This window comes from Mesorhizobium sp. M2A.F.Ca.ET.046.03.2.1, from assembly GCF_003952425.1.
GTDB lineage: Bacteria > Pseudomonadota > Alphaproteobacteria > Rhizobiales > Rhizobiaceae > Mesorhizobium.
Genome location: NZ_CP034449.1, coordinates 1,360,824 through 1,384,691, shown reverse-complemented (window position 1 = coordinate 1,384,691; position 23,868 = coordinate 1,360,824). Strand labels below are relative to the sequence as shown.

The following is a 23,868-nucleotide window of genomic DNA, read 5'->3' as shown; positions in this document are numbered from 1 at the left end:
CCATCGCCCAATTGGACTTCGGAGACTGACGCAATGACCTCGCTCAGTGCCAAGATCCAGGATGTTTTCGACGAGCCCGCCTGCGATAAAAACCGCGGCAAGGATGCCAAGGCGCGCAAGGAGGGCTGCTCGAAGCCGCTGACCCCCGGGGCGGCCGCCGGCGGCTGCGCCTTTGACGGCGCCAAGATCGTCCTGCAGCCGATCACCGACGTTGCGCACCTGGTCCATGCACCCCTCGCCTGTGAGGGCAATTCCTGGGACAACAGAGGCGCAGCTTCGTCTGGGCCAACCCTGTGGCGGACAAGCTTCACGACCGACCTTACCGAACTCGACGTCGTGATGGGGCAGGGCGAGCGGAAGCTGTTCAAAGCGATCCGCCAGATCAAGGAAACATATGCGCCGCCGGCAGTCTTCGTCTATTCGACTTGCGTGACGGCGCTGATCGGCGAAGACATTGATGCCGTGTGCAAACGCGCGGCCGAAAAATTCGGCTTGGCCGTGGTGCCGATCAATGCGCCTGGCTTGGCCGGCTCCAAGAACCTCGGCAACAAACTCGCCGCCGAAGCGCTGCTCGATCATGTCATCGGCACGGTGGAACCAGACGACGACGGGCCCTACGACATAAACATCCTCGGCGAATTCAACCTCTCCGGCGAATTTTGGCTGGTGAAGCCGCTGCTTGATCGGCTCGGCATCCGAGTGCGCGCCTGCATTCCGGGCGATGCGCGTTACATCGACGTTGCATCCGCTCACCGCGCCCGGGCGGCTATGATGGTGTGCTCGAGCGCACTCATCAATCTGGCCCGCAAGATGGAGGAGCGCTGGGACATCCCGTTCTTCGAGGGCTCCTTCTACGGCATAACCGATACGTCGGAAGCACTTCGCAACCTTGCTGAGCTGCTGGTGAGGAGGGGCGCCGATGCGGAGATTATCGATCGCACAGACACGCTGATTGCTGAGCAGGAGGCGATTGCGTGGAAGAAGCTCAAGGCCTACCGCCGGCGGCTGCAAGGCAAGCGCGTGCTGCTCAACACAGGAGGTGTGAAGTCCTGGTCAGTCGTCCACGCCCTGATGGAGATCGGCATGGAGATCGTCGGCACCTCGGTCAAGAAATCCACCGTCGAAGACAAGGAACGGATCAAACGCATCCTCAAGGACGAAAACCACGTATTCGAGCAGATGGCGGCGCGCGATCTTTACGCCATGCTCTCAGAAGGCAAGGCCGACATCATGTTGTCGGGCGGGCGCACGCAATTCATCGCCCTGAAGGCCAAGACACCCTGGCTCGATATCAACCAGGAGCGACAACATCCTTATGCCGGCTATGACGGCATGGTGGAACTTGTACGGCAGATCGACCTCGCCATTCACAACCCGATCTGGGGCCAGGTGCGGGAGCCGGCGCCGTGGGATTGCCAGCCTGCCGTGAAGGACGATCTGGCGAGCACGAAGAACGGAACTGGGACTGTGAACGCTCTCGATGAATTCGCCGGCGCGACGGCTCAGCGCTCAGGCGAGCGTTGAGGAAGATCCGATGGCCCGCATCCTTCGCAATACCAAATCAGCGGCGGTCAACCCGCTGAAGTCGTCACAGCCGCTGGGTGCCGCCTTCGCTTTTCTTGGAGTCGACGGTGCGATGCCCCTGTTCCACGGCAGCCAAGGCTGCACCAGCTTCGCGCTCGTGCTCTTCGTGCGGCATTTCAAGGAAGCGATCCCCTTGCAGACAACGGCGATGGACGAGGTGGCAACCATACTCGGCGGAGCGGACCATCTGGACGAGGCGATCCTCAACCTCAAAATTCGCACTAAGCCAAAGCTGATAGGAGTTTGCACGACCGCGCTGGTCGAGACCCGTGGCGAAGATTGCGCGAGTGATATCGCCAACGTCAAGCTGAAGCACGTGGAAGAGCTCGCGGGGACGGAGGTCGTGCTGGCCAACACGCCTGATTTTGACGGCGCGATCGAAGAAGGCTGGGCCAAGGCTGTCGCGGCGATGATCGAAGGGATTACACGGTCGGGCGCACGGACCAGGCAACCGAAGAAGATCGCAATCCTGCCCGGATGCAACCTCACTGTCGCTGACGTCGAGCATTTGCGTGACATGGTTGAAAGTTTTGGCCTCAAGCCGATCATCCTGCCGGTCGTCTCCGGCTCGCTCGACGGTACGGTCCCTGACCGCTGGGTAACGACTACCTATGGCGGCACCAGCGTTGAAGAAATCCGCGAGCTTGGCACAGCCGCGCAATGCATCGTCATCGGCGAGCACATGCGCCACCCGGCGAAAATGCTGCACGGGTTGACCGGCGTGCCTTACGTGGTGTTGCAGTCGCTGACCGGATTGAAGGCTGTCGACCGGTTCGTCTCGGTGCTGTCGGCGGTTTCGGGCGCGGCGGTGCCGACCCGGGTGCGCCGTCGCCGGGCGCAATTGCAGGATGCTTTGCTCGACGGACATTTTCATTTCGGAGGCAAGAAAATTGCGATCGCTGCCGAACCAGACCAACTCTATCAGCTCGCAACCTTCTTCGCTGGCATGGGCTCCAAAATCGCTGCGGCGGTCACGACGACCGATATGTCGAAGATTCTGGAAAAGGTACCGGCGGAGTGGGTTCAGATCGGCGATCTCGGCGATTTGGAAGCTCTTGCCGAGGGCGCGGATCTTCTCGTTACTCACTCCCACGGTCGCCAGGCTTCGCAACGCCTTGGCATTCCGCTCATGCGCGTCGGCTTCCCGATCTTCGACCGGCTCGGCAGCCAGCACAAGCTCACAATCCTCTATGAGGGGACCCGCGACCTGATCTTCGAGGTTGCCAACATCTTCCAGGCCAATCAGCACGCGCCGACGCCTGAGGCGCTTGATCCATTCCGGAAACGAGAAATGCCAGATGAGCTCCGTCCGTCGCCTCTCACTCGTCACTGACGAGATTCGCGTACCGATGCCTGAACGACGAGCAGGTGCATTGCGCGTAGCAATCGCCACGCATGACATGAAGGATCTCAATGCCCATTTCGGGTCGGCCAGGCGCTTTGCTGTCTACGACGTGACGCGCGAGGAGTGGCATCTCGTGGAAGCCGTGGCCTTCGATGACGTTTCCGATGAGAGCGGGAAGCGTCGGACCGAGGGCGATGACCGCATCACGCCGAAGGTGGAGGCGCTGAAGGGCTGCCATCTGCTGTTTTGTCTGGCCATCGGCGGGCCTTCGGCAGCCAAGGTTGTTTCTGCCAAAATCCATCCGATCAAGGTGCCGCAGCCACAAACGATCCAAGAAGTGCTGTTGCGCACGCAGATGATGCTGAGGACATGTCCTCCGCCCTGGCTGCGCAAGGTGCTGGCCGACGCTGGTGTCGCCGAAAAGAAACCCTCCTTCGAGGACGAGGACTGAAACGAGGAAAGAGCAAAATGTTTGAAGTCGCGATCAGCCCTGCTGTCAACGACGACGAGGCGGCCCTTGCCAGCCCGTTCGTCAAATGCCTCGTGCGACTGATCCGTGCTCAGGATTCCCACGGATCCTGGGACGGTAAAGTGGACGCCGAGCTGCTGGCCGACTTCATAGTCAGCAAGGAACAGCGCCGTGCGATTCCAATCATTGGCGATCCCGATCCGGACGTGCTGTGGAGACTCGACAAGTTTTACACTGCCGTCGCCCTTGCGATCGAGGAGCGCTCCAGCCTGATGGCATCGCCGATGATCGAAATGAGCCATGAGGGCTTCGGGCGCGTGCTTTTCACCGCCGGGCGGCTGGTCGTTCTGTCCAAGACGCTGCGCGACGTCCATCGGTTCGGCTTCGAGACGTTCTGCAAACTCGCCGCGGCCGGTACGAAACTGGTCGACGATGCGATCGCAGCCATCGACGCCTATCCCGAGGTGGCACGGGCATGAAGCAGATTTTCGAGCAAGAGGATCATGTCAGGCCTTGAGGAGCCGCGACGGCCAGCCGAAGCCGAGGCGTTCGAGGCCAATTTGGTTCTCGGGGTAGCGCTGATGAAGCCACGCGTCCTGATCTGTTCGCTAGATGCAGAGTTCTACCTGTTCCTCAGCCACATACTGGAGGTGGACGGCTTCGTCAGTGAGCCGGCCGGCGGCGCCAAGGAGGCACTTGCAAAGGCCGACGAACGGGAGGTCCAGGCGGTCGTGCTGGACTGCGGTCCAACGAGCCTTACCGGGTCCGCAATCTGCGCCCGGCTCAAACGGGAGCCCCGGACCGTCGGCCTGCCCGTTATTGCCTTGATCGCGCCCGGTGCCGAGAACCAGCACCTCGATCTGTTGAAAGCCGGCATTGACGAGAGCTTTGTGCGACCAATGGCCCCGGCCAAGTTGCTCGACTGTTTGCGGTCGAAGCTGGGGTTGGCGAAGCCGGGTTCAAACGAGGTTGAAAACGGCAGCTGGCTCTCTTTTGGCAACGTTACGATGAATCTCGATGCCCGCCGGGTTTGCGGCAATGGCCATGACATTCATCTCGGACCGATCGAGTTCAACTTGCTGCGGCATTTGCTCGAGACTCCCGGCAAGGTCTTCAGCCGGGACGAGATGATCGGCGCGGCCTGGCCGGCCAATATCCATGTCGGTGAACGCACAGTCGATGTCCACATCAGTCGGCTCAGAAGGGCGCTGGAGACGGCCTCGACCGATATCGTCATCCGTACCGTGAGGTCGTCCGGCTACTCGCTCGAGAAGCTGGACGGCTGAATCAAGTGTCCGGTGTGGTGCCACTCCCTTTTCCTCACGCTGTGAGCCGGTCTTGCGGCCTGAAACGCCCTCAACGAATACTCAGGAAGAAGAAGGAAAATGGCCTACAGAACCGTACTCTGTCTGACCGGCGCTGACCATTCCGATCAGGACGTCAGAACTGCTGCCGGCTTGTGTGCGGAAATCGGCGCTCACCTTTCCGTACTCGTTATACCCGCTCCGACGCTCCTTATGTGGCATCGGATCGGAGAGGGTGTCCTCGAGTGGCCGGTAGGACGTGGACGGGCAATTGCCATATTGAACAAACGGTTGCGGCAAATCGATCGATTTGCACAGGACGCGGTCAGGCTGGAAAATCGCTCCAGAGATATCAAGAAACTGCTGGAATCTATGTCGCTCGCCTACGACGTTGACACCGACTATTACGACCCGGCGAGCCTCGGTGAAGTGGTACGACAGCGGGCGATCTGCGCCGACCTCACGATCACCGGACCGGGGCTCCTCAACGACGAGAATCTCGGACCTCCTGTGGTCAACGGCTGTTTGTTCGACACGGGAAAGCCGATGCTCGTTGTGCCGAACGGGGCCAAGGCGACGCTGTGGCCACGGCGCGTCCTGGTCGGTTGGGATTCGCGAGTCGAGGCGTCCCGTGCGGTTCGCGAAGCGCTGGGGCTGCTATGCGTTGCTGAGGAAGTTCGTGTCGCCCTGGTCGATCCGAAGGCCAACTACAACGGGAACGGGGCGGAGCCCGGAGCCGACATCGCTGGCTATCTCACTCGGCACGGTGCTCGGGTGTCGGTTGACCTACTGCCAAGCGCCGGCAAATCGGCGGCCACGGTGCTTGCACAGCACGCAACCGACATTTCTGCCGACATGATAGTCATGGGCGCCTATGGCAGCCGTGGGCTGCGTGAGCGGCTCTTTGGCGGTGTGACCAGATGGATCTTTGATAAGCCGACATTGCCGCTGTTTTTGGCTCGATGACGGTTTCCGAAGCCGTGCCGATGCTGTTCGGGGCTTCGCTGTGCCTGTGACATTCGCAATGCCCAATGCGGATCGCTGCGACCATCCCGCTGAGTTGAAAACACTCCCTAGAGGAGCAAGATAAGTGGCGTTCTTTTGCGTTGGTCTCGGCGCTGGCACACCCAATTGAGCCTTGCTGTGGAAGATACTCGAAGAGATTGCGCAAGGGGACTGTTCCTGGATTGGCAGGTCGATACGCTGGCACCCAGGCAGCGCAATGGATGAGGCCAGCTGGCGGCCGTTTTCGAACAATATCGTCACCGACGCGGGGCGGCTTAATGTGCTGTGCGCCGCCTGCTCGACCTGGCGCGCCGAAAATCTCGCGCCAGTGGCGAAAGCACGTCGATTGGTGCCGGGCTGGCACCGCTGCCGGTCCAGGACGGCCGGCACTTCCGAGGCCAGCCGGAGAGACCAGCCTGTCGGCCAAGAACGCGGCGATCGTGCTCGCCAATCTCATCGACAATTCCGCGAGGCATGGCGCCACGCTGGTTTCAATCACAGCGGCGATGGGGACGGCAGGCCATTGAGAGAGCGAGGGGGGCGGGGCATTTCGCCAGCAACCGGACCGGCATTTTCCGAGCCATCTTCCCTACACGACGCGATTTCGGCGGCACCGGCATGCCTGCCTCGGCATCGTGCTGGCCCTCCTGAGAGCGCATGATGACATGATCCGCCTGGCTGAGCGCGCTACCCACTTCGAGATCATCCTGCCGGTTGTTTGAATGGAGCACGAACTTTTCCGAAAACCGGCTTTCCGGATCATGCTCTAGAACTGGAGAAGCGAAAAAATGCTCTACGACATGACATCGTCATCATCGGCGGAGCCATCGTCGGCTCCTCGATCGCTTACTATCTGCGCGAGGAAGGGTTTTCCGGCTCGATCGCGCTGGTCGAGCGCGACCCGCAATTTGCCCATGCGGCAACGACTTGTCCTGCGCTTCGATCCGCCAGCAGTTTTCGATTCTCGAAAACATCCGCCTGTCGCAGTTCACGCTGAAACTGTTCCGGCGGCTGAGGGAAACTTTTGGCGCCGACGCCGATATCGGCTTTCGCGAAGGCGGCTATTTGATCCTTGCCGGCGACGACGGATTGCCGATTCTCAAGGCCAACCACCAAACCCAGATGGCCGCGGGCGCCGACATCGTCCTTGCGGATGCGGAGGCGCTCGTCCGCCGCTTTCCATGGCTGTCGGCCGAGGGCATCACTGCCGGCGCCTATGGCCGCAGCGGCGAGGGCTGGTTCGACGCGCATGCTATGCTGATGCTGTTTCGCAGGGCCCTGCGGGAGAAGAAGATCGATTTCATCACGGCCGATGTGACCGGCCTCGAACGGCAAGGCGACAGTGTTACCGGAGTAAGCCTCGACAATGGCGAGCGGCTCGACGCGGGTATAGTCGTCAACGCCGCTGGGCCGAATGCCGGCAAAGTTTCAGCAATGGCCGGACTGGCGCTGCCAGTGGAACCGCGCAAGCGCAATGTCTTTCTCTTCGAGGCGCGCGAGAAATATGAAGACATGCCGATGCTGGTCGATCCGACCGGCATCTACGTCAGACCGGAAGGCTCAGTCTACATTACCGGCGGCGCCGAACCTGAAAAGGGCGACGGCCCCGCCGACCCTAACGATTTCGAGCCCGACTGGCCGCTGTTCGAAGAGATGATCTGGCCGGCGCTGGCGACCCGCATTCCCGCCTTCGAAGCCATTAAGCCGACGCGCGCGTGGGCCGGCCATTACGACTACAACACGCTCGACCAGAACGCGGTGGTCGGGCCGCATCCGGAGGTCGACAACTTCCTCTTCGCCAATGGCTTTTCCGGCCACGGCCTGCAGCAGGCGCCGGCGGTCGGCAAGGCGCTGGCGGAGCTCATCGTGCATGGCGGCTATCGCACGATCGATTGCACGGCGTTCGGATATGAGCGCGTCGCGGAGGGCGGGCGTTCAGGGAATTGAATGTGATCTAACACTGGCGGGACAGCACCCCCTCTGCCCTGCAGCATTATGCTGCGAAATGGGAACGCACCATGCTTGCGTAAAAGCGCCGAGCGGCCGGTGCTGAATCTCGAACGTGGCGACGTAAGGACGGCGACGCGGCAAATTGGCCATCGGCGCAAGGTTTCCCCCTCATTGTCGGATACCCGACAGAATCACAAACCCCCTAACCGTTGCTTCCATGAAAGTTTCCTTCTGGCACGTTTGATGCGGGGGATCTTCCGAAAAACATCAGCGGATGCCCTCCTATGCCAGGCTCAATGTCGCCGCATTCGAGACCAGGCCCTCGCCGATCCCCAAGTCGGTCGAAGGTCGGCGTAGCATTGTGGAGGCGGGCGACTTTGCCGATTGAAACAAGGAACAAGACTCGAGAGCATTTCGCTGACCGAGACGCGATCATCGAAGCGGGCGGAGATATGTCGATTGTGTCCACGCCCACGAGTCGTGGACAGGAGGGTCGATCGCATCACTTGGCCCGGATCCATGGGCCCTCATACACGACGAAACGAAAGCGGGGACAAAATTCAGCAAATCCAGCGGCACCGAAGTCGAGATGGTCCGCGTGGAGACTCTGAAGCCGATGGCCCGAGCCGATTTTCCTCGCGAGTATCACTCAATTGGGAAGCACCTAAAGGAGCAAGACAAGTGGAGCTCTCTTGCATTGGAGTGGGAGCTGGGCCGTCGAATTTGAGCCTGGCGTGCCAGATGCACGAGCAAATTGGGCAACGGGCACTGTTCCTGGATCGGCAAGTCGACTTCCGCTGGCACCCAGGCAGCGCATTCGATTGCTCGGAGCTCCAGGTCAGCCACTTCAAGGATTTGGTCACGCTGGTGAACCCGCGATCAGCCTACACTTTCGTGAACTACCTGCATGAGAACGGGCGTCTGTACCACTTCCTGAATGCACAGTTCGAAGCGGTGCTCAGAGCTGAGTTCGAGCAATACCTGAACTGGGCCTTCCACAGGAACCCGCTTGTCCGCGGCGGCGAGACGGTGCGCGAAATCCGCTTTGACGGTGAGTTTCGGGTGCGCACCGACAAGGCGGTTCTCGGCGCCAGAAACCTGGTGGTTGGTATTGGCAAGCAGGCGCATATTCCGCCTCAGTTTCAAGGCTGGGCTGGCCGCAACCTTTTTCACTCATCTCAATTGCTGCACATTCATCCTGAGGTGCACAATAGCCATGTCTGCGTGGTCGGCGGCGGACAGTCCGGAGCCGAGGTGCTGTTGCACCTTGTTGGCCTGCCAAAAGGACGGCGGCCTGTCTCGATAACCTGGGTATCACAGCGGGAAAACTACCTTCCTATCGACAACAGCCCGTTCACAAACGAGTTGTTCATGCCCTGCTTTTCGGATCGTTTCGCGGCAATGAGCGAGTCGCAGCGCAAGCTGTTCTTGCGGCGCTTCGTGCTTGCTTCGGACGGCGTTTCGGAAAGCACGTTGCGCGCGATCTACCAGGCGCTATATCGCCACGCATTTCTAGAGCCAAACCGATGCGAAATCACACTGCGGCCGGGCTGCACTGTCTCGCACTGCATCAACGCCGGCAAGGGCCACAGACTCACCCTGCAGCATGGCATGGAGGAGGTTGAAGAAGTCACGGCCGACATCGTCATCCTGGCCACCGGTTACGAGAACGCGGTGCCAGGCTTCTTGGAACCGATCGCGAACCGGCTTGAAAAGATCGACAACGAATTGGCTATTCGCGAAGATTTTTCAGTGTGCTGGGACGGACCGCGTGACAGCCGCATCTTCGTACAGAATGCGAGCCTAGGACAGCGTGGGCTGGCTGACCCGAATCTAAGCCTGCTGGCCTGGCGAGCGCGTCGCATCCTCGACAGCCTTCTGGGGCGCGCGCCGCGTGCCAACCCTGAGCATCCCGGCTTCATTCGCCCTACCTCAGTCGAGTGCTGGTCCGACACCGTCGCAGAAGAAATGGGCAGCGGGATATGACCGGGCGACTGAGGAAGTTGGCGGTGGCATCCAAGGAACGCCTTCACTGCGGCGAAGGCCGGCGAGCGCGACCCCCTTAGCGTCGCCCATATGCCGTGGAGTACTGATTCCGTGACCCACAACCTGACCAGCGCCCGATTGCGCTAACCGAAATTTTCGACCAACCAGTCTTTCCAACAGGAGGCTTTTCGCATGTTGACTGATGCACAAAGAGAAAAGTGGGAGAAAGACGGATATGTCAGGATCGAAAGCTTCTTCGATCCCGCGGCTGTGGAGCGTATCTCCAGCTTTGTTGATAATATTTCAGGCTGGGACGTCAGCGATGACAAATGGATGCTGTGGTTCGAGAAGACGACGGATAATCGAAAGATCACATCTAAGGCCGAGAATTTTCTCGACTTCCATGATCCATTGCGTGATCTGCTCCTCGCCGATCAGCGCATTAACGCTGCGGTCGAGGAGCTGCTTGACGAAGGCTCGCGCCGGCTCAAGGAGTTGCTGATTTTCCACTACCCCGACAGCGGCGGCTATCGCCCGCATCAGGACATTTATCACATTCCACACAGGCTCCCCGACCGGATGGTCCATGCGGTCGTCGCCATAGGCATTGACGACTCCGACCCGGACAATGGCGGCCTTTTCTTTAGCCCGGGAACCACAACAGGGGAGTATTTTCCATGGATGCCGACGGGGTGATTGATCCTGAGGTCGCCGAGAAACTCTCCTGGGAACCCATAGAATGGAAGGCTGGGGACATCTTCATCTTCGACGATTACGCACCGCATTACTCGCAGCCGAATAAAAGCAATCGATCGCGGCGAACGCTCTACTTGGTGTTCCAGCGTGCTTCGACCGGTGGACCGACCCGCGCTGAATACAACGTGCTTAAGCGCGCTCTTAATCCGCCCGAGGGCAAAGTGGCTGATCTAGACAATCTCAAGCCGCCAAACGGCATTTTCTATCGCGACTGAGCGAGGCATGCATATGAAACTGGTCGACGCTAAAAATGCGGGCAGCATGGCGTTCTGATTTGTGGGCTACTGGAGCATCGCCGCAGTCGCGTTACGACGCTTCGGCACGTCGTATGGAGGTAGTCACCGGGCGATCTTCGCTGACGGCAAATTCCTACTGGCGCGCAGTCTTCGCCCGCCTGTGGGCTGGAGCCGGATTGTTCTCGCGGGGGCCGCCAACCGGTACCGGGCTGCCGCCTCTCTTCGCAACTTGCAGCAGAGGCTGTCGCGTTCGCAGCCGAAGATACCACTGTTTCAACGGCTGAGCTTCGTCATGCGCAAATACAGGTTTTCTCGAACGGAGCTGTCGCGTGCGTTCGGTATCGACATGGCCACGCTTGGAACGGGAAGCGCGGGCACCGGGTTTTCATTCGGCAAGGTGGCACCGGGGGTCACATCCGAGCCTCATCGGCACGACGAAATCGAGGCCTTCGTAGTCCTGTCCGGGGTGGGCAAGGTCCGGACCGACCTTCGGCAAATCCCAGTCAAAGCCGGCGACGTCGTTCTGTTCCACCCCTTTGAAGCGCATGTGCTGTGCAATGATGGGGACGAAGACCTAGATTTCGTCGATGTCTACTGGCGCGACGGCAAGGCCGCCCTCGAAGCTGCTGCACAGGTCGCGGCTCCCCGCACGCCGATCTTCGTCTTCTCCACGCCGCCGACGCCCAATGGCGATCTGCATCTGGGGCATCTTTCAGGCCCGTATTTTGGCGCCGACGTCTACACGCGTTTCCTGCGCATGAATGGGGCCGAAGCCTACCACCTGACTGGGAGCGACGATCACCAGAGCTATGTCGCCACGCGTGCCGATGATCAATCGACGCCCGCAAAGGTGGCGCGCCACTACGCCGACGAGATCATAGCCACGCTCGCGCTTCTCGACTGTGAGGTCCACAGCTTCCTGTCCACGTTGGGGGATGACGCTTACGCCGAGTTTCAAGCCACATGTTTCCGCACTCTTCTGAGCAGCCCGGCGGTAGATCTGCGCCAGAGCCGTGCGCTATTTGATGCAGTGACAGGCGATTACCTTTACGAACCGGATGTAAGCGGCCTCTGCCCCGATTGCGGCAGCTCCACTAGTGGCAACATCTGCGAGAAATGCGGCGCGCCGAACTTATGCCACGACCTAGGTGCAGTCCGGGCGCGGCACTCGGCCGAGGCGCCGGTGGTCGGCTCCGTGCGCCGTCCCGAACTTGCGCTGGATCGATGCTACGACGACATCGACCGGCATTTAAGGGCGTCGGGCGCTCCCGCTCGGATTTTGGACCTCTTCGCGCGTGTACGCCAACGCGGCGACTTTTCCGTGCCCATCACCCACCCCTCGGACTGGGGCCTGCCGGCCGAAGGGCTTCCGGGGCAGCGGATCTGGGTTTGGCCGGAGATGGCTTTCGGATTCCTTTACAACATCCAGGCGCTAGCTGGCTTGCTGGGGCGCGACTGGAATGCGGCGATGCCCAGCAATGACTGGCAGATTGTCCATTTCTTCGGCTTCGACAATTCCTTCTACCACGCGCTACTTTACCCCGCGCTTTACGCTGAGGTGTTCTCCCACTGGACGCCGCGTATCCGGTATCACGTGAACGAGTTCTATCTGCTCGACGGCCAGAAGTTCTCGACCAGCCGCGCCCATGCGGTCTGGGGCAAGGAGGTTTTGGGCTTAAAGACAGTCGACGCCGTGCGTCTTCATTTGGGCCTGACACGCCCGGAAGGTGAGCGGACGAACTTTACGCTAAACGCGTTACGCCGCACCGAGAACGAGGTGTTCAAAGGAACTTGGCTGAAATGGCTTGATGCGCTTCACCGGCAAATCAAGCAGGATTTTGGCGGCTGCGTGCCCGACGCAGGCGACTGGGGTCCCGCCGATCGCGCTTTCTTTGCTCGGATAGAGATCCATCGCGCGGCGATGGAACGCGCCTATTCGGATGATGGCTTCTCGGTCCGGCGCGCGGCCGCGCAGGCCTGCGATTTCGTGCGCGATTGCCTGATCTACCGTCAGGCGCAAGACTACGAAGCGGCGCGACGTCTCTATCCCGCCCGCACCCGGACCTCGCTCGCGCTTCAGGCTACAGCCGCTGCGATCCTGGCGCAGACACTCGCACCGCTGATGCCCCGATTTGCCAGCATGCTTGCGAGAGGCATCGGCGTCTCAACCGAAAAATGGCCTGCGTCCGTCCGGCGCCTTCCGCCAGGGACGATCTTTGATATCGGGCCCGTACTGGGGTTCTACGCGAAATCCGACAATCCGAAGGCCTTTGCGCCATCCGAATCTTGATCGGCGCGGCATATCCGACATCTCTACGGGCTGCCACCAGACAATCGAGACCAGACTGGCCCACCTGGACCCTCCTATTCAGCGAAGGGGTCGCGAATGCCCGCAGCAGCGGGTGGTCTACGCAGGAACCTGCAATGCTTCCAAAGCTCTTTCACGAAATATCGGCTCGTGAATGCGGGATCGGCCGTCTGGCCAAACATCATATGCGGTAACGGCGGCGGCTCGCAGTCGACGCGCTGGGCCTCACCGCCCCACCGACCCGGCCCAAGAAGGAAGGCTCAGCCATCAGCAGGCCAGGACGCAGTGGCTGCAGGCGGGAGCCGGTCGTGGAGATCGCCCGCGCACTTTCGACCGGCCCCGAAATGATGCTGTTAGACGGGCCGACGCCGAACATTGCCCCAGGCGAGACAGCCAAGCTGTCTTCGGTTCTCAAGCGTGAAGCATCAGTGATGCGTGTCGAAAACCAGACAGCGGCAGGAACCATGTCGGGTTCAAAACAATCGACCGCGTTCTACGCCCAAAGGTTTTCCGAGCTAACCACACACTTACGCTCACTAAGCGGGCTGGCACGACCATTGCTGGTTGAGATGCGGCAACAATGGGTGAGGACTAGCCGCATGCGAACGCACAAGACGAGTGCTGGTCACCGAACCGGTTTCTTCCATTTCTCAGAGGAGAACCGGCTCGTCAGAAACGCCCGAAAGGTGTGAGAATAGAGCTTTGGAGAACAATATGGTGTTGCATAAGGAGTCCCCGGCTCCTCCGATCAAAGTGGACGACTGGCTGCGTGGCGAGCCCCTCGCCAACTTTCACCCCGGCAAGGTGTACCTCCTGGAATTTTGGGCGACTTGGTGCGCACCCTGTGTGGCGGTGATGCCCCATCTGACGCAGTTGCAGGAGAAGTATCAAGACAGCGGATTTGAGGTCATCGGAGTCGCAGCTGGGGAAAAGGGCCCGACCGCCGAGGAGACGCGGACTAGCTTGGATGCTTGGCTGACAGAGAGATTCCCGAATCTGAATTATCGTATCGCGTTCGATTACACAGGCGAAATGAATAGACTATGGATGGAACCCAGTTCATCTCTGGGGATTCCCGCCTCGTTCTTAGTCGACCGCGACGGCCTCATCGCTTTCATAGGACATCCGGCGGAACTCGATGACGTTTTGCCAAAGGTTCTCAACGGCAGTTGGCGCAACAGCGATGAAGCTCAACGCGCCGATGCAAGGCGGATCGCTACTAACCAATCCAAGGCACGCGAGCTAGCACTGACCCGACCGATTTACGCCAAGCTTCACCCGGCGATGCAGGCCGAGGATTGGACGGCGGCGGTCTCGGCCATCGAAGAAGGCCTCGCCTTAGTGCCCGATTATAGCGGGTTCCGGGAAACGCACGCGAATCTACTGCTTCACAAGCTGCGCGACATGCAGACCGGCTTGCCCGTCATGCGCCAGTTGGTCGAGGACGCCATCGACAAAAAATTCGATGCCGTCTCTTGGATGGTCATGGCCCTGAACCAACTCTTCGATCCCGCGATTGACAACTCACATATCCCCCGTGCTGAACGCTTCGCGATGGGCCACGAGCTCGCGGAACAGATACTGACACTGAATCCCCCACACGGCGAGGGGCCTCTTAAATTCCGGTGGTACGTCCCGGTCGCTCAGTATTATTACGAGAGCGGCAACAAGGGTCGCGCAATCGAGTTGATCGAGGTGGCGCTGAAATCTCTGGGGAATCCAGGGATGATGCCGGACCATATCAAACAATACTGCCTTACCGCATTGCTCCAAGCCCTGGCCAACTACACGGGTGAGAACGCATGCTCCGGGGATCTTTGCGTGGTTCCGCAAAACACGGCCGCTGAAAATCAAAGCACAGTCGCCTGATGAGCGAAGAGACGACAAGTGAAAAAGAACCCTGGTCAATCCGCCAGTTTCCGCGGGGCGCCCGCGGCAAGTATGCCCAGGCAGCACAGGGATGGATCGTTTAGGCTCGAACCTGAGTACCTCTCACCGGATCGGCGCGGAAGAGATGCTCGAGCCGACTTGGGCCTATCGGAAGACGTCACGACCCAGGAGTGGTCAGCCCGAAGGGAAGGCATCGACGTGGGATCGGCCCGGCCAGGTCGGACGTCGGCTGCGCAACCAGGCCCGGAGTTGGCGTACCCGAAAGCAGAAATCGAGCACTGAAATCGAGCAAACCAAACGTCGCACGCGGCGCATGGCCCTGCCGTCACACGGACGGGGCGACGCCCGTACCCGCCGTACGCCTCCCGCGGTTGATCCGTGCTCGCCTTCAATGGCTCACGCCAAGGGAAATCGGACACCGGGTTGCTGGCCAATTTCATCATCACCAAGGAACTGCAGCGGAATATCCGATCATTGGCGATCCGGATCCGGACGCGCTGGGCGGCTCGGCATGTTTTAGACCGTAGTGGAGCTTGGGATCGAGGAGCGCTCAGACGAAATGAAACCGACCGGTGCTCCGGGCGCGTACTTTCACGGTCGGGCAGTTCGTCGGTCTGTCGAGGCGTCTATCGGTTCGGCTTCGAGACTCTCCGGAAACTCGCAGATACCGGGGCGAAACTGGTCGGCGATGCGACCGCAGCTATTGCCTATCGGGACGTGGCGCGGGCGTGAAGAAACCGATTTTCGAGGAAGGATCATGTCAAATCTGGATGAGAGGACGAAAAAAGTCCGAAAGCTTCAACTGCGCGCGGCAATAGCCAAGACGAATTTGCGCGACCTTGCCGAGGGTCTCCCGGTCAAATGGATTGAGATAGAGGAAGTCGCCGAGAAGACGCACGCCGTTTACGCCGAGCTGGATGGTGCCAGGGGAGAGCTCGCCAAAATGAAGACTTTGCGATGAGGAGCACATTCTTCAGCCGCAACGGCTCCTTATGGGTGCCGCAATACCTGATAGCTATAGATGGCATGGTCTGTATTGGCTGCGGCCGCTGTTTCAAAGTCTGCTCGCGCGAGGTCATGCATCTTTACGGTGTCGATGACGCGGGTGAAATCCTCGGCGCCTGCGAAACGACGATTTCGATGGTGAGCTCAATCGCATGGTCATGGTTGTCGACCATGCCGGCCGCTGCATTGGCTGCGGTGCCTGCGGCCGCGTCTGCCCAAAGAACTGCCAGACCCATGTCGCGGCCGACCAGATCGCAGCATGAGGTGCATGATTTGACGAGACAAAACCAGGAGAACGGCATTGCGCTTCATCACATTTTTGTCGGCTCCTCGGGCTGGTCCTGTGCGGCAACGCTGTGACGGTTTACTTCGCCTCGCATTATTCGTTCCGTCTAGCAGTCGTCACGACGCTGGGCTGTTCGCTACTTCTTCAGCTGGGTTATTTCGCAAGTGTGCTCTTTCTGATTTCGCGATCCAGCTGCGCTGTCAAAGCGGAGCAAAGCTCTGTTTTCGATAGATCCCAGGAAGTTCGGTACCAGTCGCCCGACGATGACGAGCGAAAGAATGAAACTCAAGACGGGCCCAGCGCAATCAAACGCTCGGCATATTGCTGCTCCTCCCTTGAGGCGCTGTGACAAGATCAGAGCCCAGATTTACTTTGTTCAAGTTCGATTAGTGAGGTCATGGCGCCTAGTATGGTCGAAGGAGGCGGCATTCTCATCGTTCTAACGCAGGGAATGTAGTTTCGGTCCCATAGACATTAGTGGTCGATCGCTGGGCAGGGCACGCACGTTGCTTCGTCGCGCTTTCGAACGAAGGGCCGGAAAACATGACAGTGGTCCCCTTTTGGAAGATCCGAATGCAGCCGACATCACAGTCAAACAAGCGTTTGGAACAGCTCGTGCATCGTGCATTGCTAGGTTAGCTCAATCTCACGTGCTATCGAACAAAACATGCCGGAAAATTCGAACCCTATCCGCTCACTTTTGACCCAACCCCATTGGGAAGCTCGACCGGCTCGGCAAGCCTCTGGGCGGCAAGGTAGAAATCTTCGCCAAACGAGAGGACTGCACCTCCGGTATGGCGTTGGGCGGCAACAAGCTGCGCAAGCTCGAAAACATAATCCCCGACGCGATCGCGTCGGGTGCCGATACGCTCGTCACCATCGGCGGCTTGCAGCCCGACCACACGCGGATGGTCGCCGCCGTTGCCGCCAAGATCGGCATGAAATGTCTCCTGTTTCAGGAGAGCTGGGTTCCCATGAGTGCCGTCTGCGACCGGGTCGGCAATATTCTCTTGAGCCCATCATGGGAGCAGAGGTGCGCCTGGTTGACGAGGGCTTTAACATCGGCATCCGCCGCAACTGGGAAAAAAGCGCTTTAGGATGTCTTATGCGGTACCAGCCGGCGGCGCCTCTGTCCACAAATACGGTGGCCTTGGCTATGTGGGGTTTTGCCGCGCAGTGCGTGCTCAGGAGAAGCAGCTTTGCACTGTACCGGTTCAACGCATTGCGGCATGATCATCGGATTCGCCGACGATGGTCGACAGCACACGGTTCGGTATCGATGCCTCTGCCAGTCCCGCAAAAGACCAGGGCGCAGGTCCGTCGTATTGCCCAACACACGGCGGGGCTCGTCGAGATAGGAGTAGCCACCGTAATTGAAGCTCGCGACTGATGCCAATTGCCAATCACGCGAGTTCGCGGGGGGCAATCCAGCTGGCGAGCGGTTCAGCTACATTAATCTCGAAGCGCGGGGGCCAGCGCGATCACCCGTGCGGGTTGGGGGCGTCGCTCCAGCGAAATACTCCCCGGCTCCCTTGCCAACTCCACACGAATAGTAGGGTGGTACTTCGCCTCCCTGCTGGCGCCAGTGCGGGCACCCGATGTTCGCGCCCCGTGAGCAACGTGATCTGAGTCACCACCCCTAAGTGCTCTCATAAGAGCACGCATGAGACCAGTCAGGTCGACCAAGGCGCGTCATGCCCGACGTTACGAACAAATACGAAACCTTCCGACATCTTCTGTCGGGTTTGTCGGGTCCGCCAAGCAGTCTTGTTTAGTCGATCTCCTGTTGCGCTAGGTTAAATAGCTGAAAAGTAGCTCAAAAATTCTTCTTCGACTCAATCTTTCAGATTGGCACAAATTTTGAAGTCTTCGGTGAAAGGCGGCGAGAGCGCCGGAGGGGCGTTCATGTCGCAGTAACCTAGATGGATGGAAACGGAGGAAAGGAATGTCAGAGGCGGCGTCACGTCGTTTTCGGAAAGGGTCGGCAACTCCAGCACGTCCCAAAATAGGCTTGGCTCTATGTGGGATTGAGCGGAAGCTGAAGAAATGTGCGTCTAATAGAGACGCGGTCCTTGGGCATTGAGACAAAGTTGCCAAAGCATACCAGACCATGATTTTTGCAGGCGGCAATGAAGAAGCAACTTATATCGCACGCAACACAGTTAAGGCTCTCTCTGGGCCTCCATAATATATAGGGAATTTGCAATGCCGGCGCCACACGTAACGAAAAGAGCGTCTATCTTGACAGACGATATCGGGTGCGTAAGACTACTGAATGCCCGCAACGTAAGTGTCCTCTCTACAGGTGACGATAAAGGCCGCGGCGTATTCTCTGCTCGCGATTTCTCACCTGGAGAGGTTGTTATCATCGGGCTGCTGGACCGGATGGAAAGAATTCGGACGACAAACTCGATCCAACTGGACTGGGATGTCCATGCTCTGTTTGAGGAGCCCGCCGTCGTTGTGAATCATTCTTGTAATCCCAACTTAGCGATCGTGCCGAACCGATTTGGAGCCTACGATTTTATTGCTAATCAGGAAATCATTTCTGGTCTGGAAGTAACGTGGGACTACGCCTCCTCGGAGTTCGAGTGCATCGGGGTCTCAGTCTGTCTTTGTTCAGCGGCAAATTGCCGACGTGCAGCCGGAGGCTTCTCAACGTTGCCTCCTGATCATCCGATACTCGTCTCAGGATTCCACGCACCATACCTGAGGAAGCCTTGGCCCAGTAGCCGAGGAAGATAAAGACCACTCCGAAATTTTTCGGAACTTGGACCCGCCGGCCCACAATGTGACCCACTGTCACGCACTGGTGTAGTGGTGCGTCGAGCAACTCGCCTAGGGAGCGCGAAATGGAACCGCAGATGCGAGACTTTTTTGCCGAGTGCGATAAGGCACCGCGATTGAATGAAATGGCCGATTTTTTTTCGGCAACCGCTGCGGCACAATCAGGAGTTCCCATCAAAATGCCGAGCGTTGATGCGCGCCTTTTCCAGGGGGATGTGTCACTGGAAAGCTTCACTGGCGTACATCGCCAGCTCTGGGGCCGTTTCGACCCTCATTATTTGGCAGTATCCCTTATCGCCTCGAGGAGGCGGTTCGCGTTGGTGATGCCCTCTTACGGTATGGATTTGCCATTGGGCATGATGAAAACCCCGCTCGCTTCTATGTGCTGGGGGACGCCGAAGGAACACTTGCCCGTACGCTAGGGCGCTTGGGCAACGGCAAGATTCAAACCCTTTCGTGCAGCCCCAATAAGGAAAACGAAGAGAGCTTCTTTCTCCACGGACAACCCGCCCATGCAACTTTCTTCCTCGGCCCATTCCACCACCTCACGAGGAGCAGAGTAGCGTCGACCCCAAGTTTAAAGCACTTTTCCGACGGATTCGACATCATCTTAGAAGACACTACTTTCCAAATGTATTCGCCCAATCGACGGGAGCAGGTTGGGTTTGTGAAACGACAACTGAAAGAAGACGGGATATTCCTCTTTTTGGAAAAATTCAGGCAAATTGAAGGCGACGAATATCTGCGCCGTGAGCTTCAAAAAGACCACGGATATAAGGCGCGTTTCTTCAAACCTGAGGAAATCAAAAATAAAAATAAGGTCATTCTCAAACGGATGAATCTCAACGAGACGACGCTAAACGATATGTCAGCAGCATTGGCCGAGTATTTCAAATACGGATGCGTGACATGGAATTGCGGCAATTTCTACACCCTTGCTGCCAGCAACAATGCGGACAATCTGCGGCGCCTGATTTCGTCGATGGCCCCGCCCTGCATTCCAAACGAATATGTCTACATAGAAGCTCCCGGTCAGCTACCGGGATTAGCCGTGGAACTACCACCATTCCGACGCTTGGGGCGTTCACCAGATGAGTGAAGCTGCGCCAGGACCGAAGCTCCTGCCGTGTGATCGATTTACTGCCGGTACGCTTGCGCGTCCAACATTGGCGCGCATTTGTATCTCAGGTGCTGCTTTTAGGGCAATTTGGGGCCGCCTGGTCGTCTTGGGTCGGTCATTGCGTGCCTGTTCCTTACCACTTGTTATTTTGAGTACGCGGGCCGAGTGGTATTTTACCTGTCATCGGGGCTTCGGCCTTGGGGTGCTGACGTTCGCGAACGTCCAAAGTTTCACGTTCGCCCTGTGCCCAAGTCGTCATTGAGTGAACTCTACAAGGCCGAGTTTTGATCGATGTTGACACAGTAGACGTCGGTTCAAATCACGGGATGAATGCGATGAAGTCGTTGTCTCCAAAGCCCGTCGCCGAAGCGTTGATTTGGCTTATGCCGTATATTTCGCGGTACTCGACTCTTCCAACGTGTGCGTATGCGCATGCCGTTTATAACGCGAAACCATCCGCTGCTCATCCTGTCCGCATGCACGCGCTGGAACAGATGGAACTGCTACTTGCAGATCGCGCCTTACGTCTGGGTTATGGGCATCAGCAGATTGCCGAACTCGGTAAACAGCTTCGCAGCCGACCGGTCATTCAGACCGGTCCACATTGTCATCTGATTGTTGAACCTGATGCATTCTATACGCATGTCTTTAGCGGCATGGGACTTCGCTCCCATAAAGACAGCTGGTATGTGTCCTATTCGGCTTCGACCGTAAAATTCACTGAAAGCGCGAAGAAGGGGCCCGGTTGGCTGAGATTGGGTGATAGAACCCTCAATGTGTTCGGATTATCGCGCAGCAAAATGGATCCATTCAGTATTTGCGGCCGCCATTCGCCACAGCGCTTCGCTCTGACGAGTTCCGAAAAGATGACAGGTGCGAGCCTACTAATCGAGGAGTTGCAAAAGAACCTCCCGGATGGTGAGTTTCCCTCGGCCGCCGATGCTATCAAAACAGCCAATCAGAGCCTCTGGCACCGCTTCTTCGCATCAGACCTACAGTTGCTGCAAATCGACGATCTGGACGTGGCGGACCTTGTTGCCCAGCATCTTCGCGATCCGTCATCGTGGCTTTCGTCAACGCTGTTTGGACCGGGCTCTTTTGCGAAGAGGCTGCTTACTCATTTGAAGTCGTTTAATAGGGACCAATGGAGCGGTTGGGCGAAGACGACAACCGACTTCTTTTGGCATTTGTCAGGAGGACGCATCTTTCCCCTGCGATTGGACGAAGGCCTCTTTTTGACCGAAGACAGGACCTTCTCACAAAGATGTGTGCCTGACGCGCTCGTGCCATCCTTGAATAAGGGTGAGATCATACCAAGTCTGTTCCTGTCATTCTTGGTGACGTCGATACTTCCTGGACTGCGGGCGCTCGGCGGCAGTCGCCAGATCGTCTACTATCCCATTATGCGCCAAGCCTTGCTGTCTACCCTCGCCGAGTTTCCGTCACCTGCAAATCGCAGCTTACCCGCCTCGATAGCGTCCGACGAAGAGCCGGGTATGTGGGGGCATCGGACGATCTTGCCTGGGCCTATCGATCCCTTCAGTCTGATTGCCCAGCCTGGCTCCCGTTTTGAGCAGTTGATCGACTTCTACGCCGCGATGCCTTTGAATAAGGCGTGGGGCAGCTTACCGGCGTTTACCGGCGATCCGCTGTGGCAAACGCTTTGCGAGCGGCTTGCAGAGGGCACAGCATTACAGGATCGCCCTATTTGGCTCGTTGGCACTTAGAGTCCTTTTTGAAAATCAGGGAGGGGCATTTCGTCGGACAAGCTCTCCACCATGGCTACGAGAATGGCGAGGCGGGATGGGCGATTTGTCCATGAGTTTCAGCCTGTGTAGCCGCTGTCGCCCGAACAGATGCTTCACCTAGGGTGCGCATTTCGCAAAAGCCGGACAGGGGTTCCGCTAATTCTCGGACAGTGGTTTCGCTAATGTCGGACAGTCTGCCGGCGTCGGTCCTTGGGTGCCTTGTTGCGTTCATGGATGATTGATTTCGCCGTTCTCGGTGCCGGTCAAGAGGGGCGCTGCCTTTGCTTTCGCATGTAATCGCGCTTGAGCACGATGCGGTGGGCGTTGTGAACGATCCTGTCGAGAATGGCGTCGGCGTCGGTAGGGTCTGCGATCAGGTCATGCCATTTGACCACGGGCCCGCGTGGCGGGGCAAAGTCGATGTCCTCGATGCAGGCTTCGCGAAAGCGCAGCCTGGCCGAGGCGAGCCGGTTCCGGACGCGCTTGTCGGCCCGTATAGCGACCTCGCGGTCGAGCATCAGGCCGAGCCACTCGTCACGGCTGAGCTCGTTGGGTGACGACGAGATGAATGATCCGGCCGTCGGGGCGCTCTTCGCTGTTCTCGCAGCGAAGCCGACGTCCGAAATACGGGTGCCACCGATACTGGACTTCGACCTCCTGCTCGACATGGGCAGAATGACCCCGAGATGGCCTCCGGCAGGAAGGCTTGGCTGTTCGAACGCTCCGAGCGGTGCCGATCGGGCCGCTTGATGGCGACGCTGATCAAGACATGCTTATGCCGCGCCCGGCATAAGCATGTTTATGACGACCGCCGAACTATGCCAAGCGCCTCTTCCGATCAAGGTGGTATGAAGCGCTTTGCCCGCCATTTTGACCAAGAACCCCTGGGAATAGCGAATATCCAAGCAAATTCAAAATACCCGAAATCGAGGCTTCTTTCGCTTTTCGAGATCACCGATCAAAGATCTGCCATCGCTAAGCCTCAGACTAGAGGCCGGTTACGCCGGTAAACCGAGATATGACGTTTGGATTCTTTGGTAAATGCACCTCTCGTCCAATCTCCCCAGCGCTCCGCTAATTCCAGTCCTACGCACTCGGCCATGGTATCGAGCTCCTGATGATAAACGTAACGAACGCGATGTGGTAAACGTCTGACCTCTGTACCGGAAAACCAGAGGAGGGTTGAAACGAACGTCTGAGTTAGTGGGTCGTGGATGGCAGAATTGAGGATCGTATTCTCATGATCCACGAATAGAGTACTGGTTTTCTGGCCGCTGACGAGCCCATCCAAGGGCGGCACGCCCACGTCTATCACTATAATCCCCCCATCATCTAGCGCTTCCACGGCAGATCGCAGGCAAGCTATTTGCGTTTCGCGCGTGACGAGCAGCGGGAACGTGTTCCAAACGCAATACACCAGGTTGTAGCGTCGCTCTGATCTGAAATTAGCAATATCCCCCTTCCAAGCTTTGACCAGATCGGTGCGCCTGGCGAGAAGTTCCAACATGCTGTCCGAATTGTCGATACCTTCGACCCTGACGCCGCGCTCGCTTAACGGCGCCGCAACGCGTCCGTCCCCGACACCAAGTTCGAGGGCACTCCCTCCACTCGCACATGGCTCAAGAAAGGCGACAGTCTCCGCTGCCTCATCCCTTTTACCTCGTAGGATGCTAAATTTTTCATAGATGGAAGCCCAATCCTCGTTGTAGATGAATTTGTCAGTCATATGAAACTCCTAGATTATCCGATTGCCAGGATGAATTGTCACATGCGAAAGTATACATTTTCTATACAATATGATGCAGTGGCTGTGAGGGTCACAATCCCAATTATCTGTGTGAATATCGAATGGCTTTGTTCCTTCGTGAACGTCACGACTTGAGCACGCAAAGGCTATGCCAACGCAAAAAACGTTTTGGTTCAACAAAGTTGGCTTTCGCTCTCGATTCTGTCTGTTCGCTACGGGACATTTGTCAGGCAACGGACAAGAATTGCGTCGCGAAGGGCACTTTGATTTGGCGTAAGAGTCGGGGAATGAAGTTAATCCAGCCGAACGCCGCGCCTGCGCCCGCATCGAGGCAACCACAAG

16 protein-coding genes and 5 pseudogenes are annotated in these 23,868 nt (G+C 58.3%); 19 read left to right on the top strand and 2 right to left on the bottom strand.

The genetic code is table 11. The features are described 5' to 3' along the window. Positions 1–33: 33 nt before the first annotated feature. From nifE to EJ072_RS06555, 19 genes and pseudogenes are all read left to right on the top strand, one after another. Positions 34–1,524: a nitrogenase iron-molybdenum cofactor biosynthesis protein NifE gene (gene nifE / locus EJ072_RS06650; RefSeq protein ID WP_126079031.1), complete on the top strand. Its 1,491-nt coding sequence runs from the start codon at positions 34–36 to the stop codon at positions 1,522–1,524. Positions 1,525–1,534: 10 nt separating this feature from the next. Then, positions 1,535–2,917 (top strand): nitrogenase iron-molybdenum cofactor biosynthesis protein NifN, encoded by a 1,383-nt coding sequence (gene nifN, locus EJ072_RS06645; protein ID WP_126079030.1) that lies wholly within the window; start codon positions 1,535–1,537, stop codon positions 2,915–2,917. After that, positions 2,883–3,380 (top strand): nitrogen fixation protein NifX, encoded by a 498-nt coding sequence (gene nifX, locus EJ072_RS06640; protein ID WP_126083525.1) that lies wholly within the window; start codon positions 2,883–2,885, stop codon positions 3,378–3,380. Before nifN ends, nifX begins: the two co-directional genes overlap by 35 nt. A 17-nt stretch (positions 3,381–3,397) precedes the next feature. Next, a complete protein-coding gene (locus EJ072_RS06635) occupies positions 3,398–3,877 on the top strand; it encodes a NifX-associated nitrogen fixation protein (RefSeq protein ID WP_126079029.1) in 480 nt (159 codons plus the stop codon). Between the two features lie 24 nt (positions 3,878–3,901). Then, positions 3,902–4,684, top strand: a complete 783-nt coding sequence (locus tag EJ072_RS06630; RefSeq protein ID WP_126079028.1) for a response regulator transcription factor — start codon at positions 3,902–3,904, stop codon at positions 4,682–4,684. A gap of 297 nt (positions 4,685–4,981) precedes the next feature. After that, on the top strand, positions 4,982–5,668 hold the full coding sequence (locus tag EJ072_RS06625; protein ID WP_245467236.1) for a universal stress protein: 687 nt from the start codon (positions 4,982–4,984) through the stop codon (positions 5,666–5,668). An 811-nt stretch (positions 5,669–6,479) separates the two neighbouring features. Then, a pseudogene (locus tag EJ072_RS06620) lies at positions 6,480–7,665 on the top strand (FAD-binding oxidoreductase). A 673-nt stretch (positions 7,666–8,338) separates the two neighbouring features. After that, complete coding sequence (locus EJ072_RS06615) at positions 8,339–9,643, top strand: lysine N(6)-hydroxylase/L-ornithine N(5)-oxygenase family protein (protein ID WP_126079026.1); 1,305 nt, start codon at positions 8,339–8,341, stop codon at positions 9,641–9,643. A 192-nt stretch (positions 9,644–9,835) separates the two neighbouring features. Further along, positions 9,836–10,614: pseudogene (locus EJ072_RS37495) on the top strand (phytanoyl-CoA dioxygenase family protein). Positions 10,615–10,927: 313 nt separating this feature from the next. After that, positions 10,928–12,925, top strand: coding sequence for a class I tRNA ligase family protein (locus EJ072_RS06605; protein WP_126079025.1), 1,998 nt, complete (start codon positions 10,928–10,930; stop codon positions 12,923–12,925). 326 nt (positions 12,926–13,251) lie between these two features. Next, on the top strand, positions 13,252–13,635 hold the full coding sequence (locus EJ072_RS06600; RefSeq protein WP_126079024.1) for a hypothetical protein: 384 nt from the start codon (positions 13,252–13,254) through the stop codon (positions 13,633–13,635). 22 nt (positions 13,636–13,657) lie between these two features. Beyond that, entirely contained in the window at positions 13,658–14,812 is a 1,155-nt protein-coding gene (locus tag EJ072_RS06595; RefSeq protein WP_126079023.1) for a TlpA disulfide reductase family protein, read from the top strand. A gap of 778 nt (positions 14,813–15,590) precedes the next feature. After that, positions 15,591–15,794, top strand: a complete 204-nt coding sequence (locus EJ072_RS06585) for a CCE_0567 family metalloprotein (protein ID WP_126079022.1) — start codon at positions 15,591–15,593, stop codon at positions 15,792–15,794. Next, a pseudogene (gene fdxB / locus EJ072_RS06580) lies at positions 15,791–16,101 on the top strand (ferredoxin III, nif-specific). Before EJ072_RS06585 ends, fdxB begins: the two are co-directional and overlap by 4 nt. Before the next feature lie 93 nt (positions 16,102–16,194). Next, the gene (locus EJ072_RS06575) at positions 16,195–16,473 is read left to right on the top strand and encodes an exopolysaccharide production repressor protein (RefSeq protein WP_245467229.1); all 279 of its coding nucleotides are present in this window, start codon (positions 16,195–16,197) and stop codon (positions 16,471–16,473) included. A gap of 365 nt (positions 16,474–16,838) precedes the next feature. Further along, positions 16,839–17,484 (top strand): annotated as a pseudogene (locus EJ072_RS06570) (pyridoxal-phosphate dependent enzyme); the annotation flags it as partial. Between the two features lie 1,492 nt (positions 17,485–18,976). Then, entirely contained in the window at positions 18,977–19,333 is a 357-nt protein-coding gene (locus EJ072_RS36630; protein WP_245467227.1) for a hypothetical protein, read from the top strand. 5 nt (positions 19,334–19,338) lie between these two features. Next, the gene (locus EJ072_RS36625; protein ID WP_245467226.1) at positions 19,339–20,010 is read left to right on the top strand and encodes a hypothetical protein; all 672 of its coding nucleotides are present in this window, start codon (positions 19,339–19,341) and stop codon (positions 20,008–20,010) included. Between the two features lie 356 nt (positions 20,011–20,366). Continuing rightward, on the top strand, positions 20,367–21,758 hold the full coding sequence (locus EJ072_RS06555; protein ID WP_126079020.1) for a hypothetical protein: 1,392 nt from the start codon (positions 20,367–20,369) through the stop codon (positions 21,756–21,758). Positions 21,759–22,042: 284 nt separating this feature from the next. On the opposite strand, the pseudogene EJ072_RS37260 reads toward EJ072_RS06555, so the two are convergent. Further along, a pseudogene (locus EJ072_RS37260) lies at positions 22,043–22,183 on the bottom strand (ATP-binding protein); the annotation flags it as partial. Between the two features lie 578 nt (positions 22,184–22,761). Further along, on the bottom strand, positions 22,762–23,505 hold the full coding sequence (locus tag EJ072_RS06540) for a class I SAM-dependent methyltransferase (RefSeq protein ID WP_126079018.1): 744 nt from the start codon (positions 23,503–23,505) through the stop codon (positions 22,762–22,764). Positions 23,506–23,868: the final 363 nt, after the last annotated feature.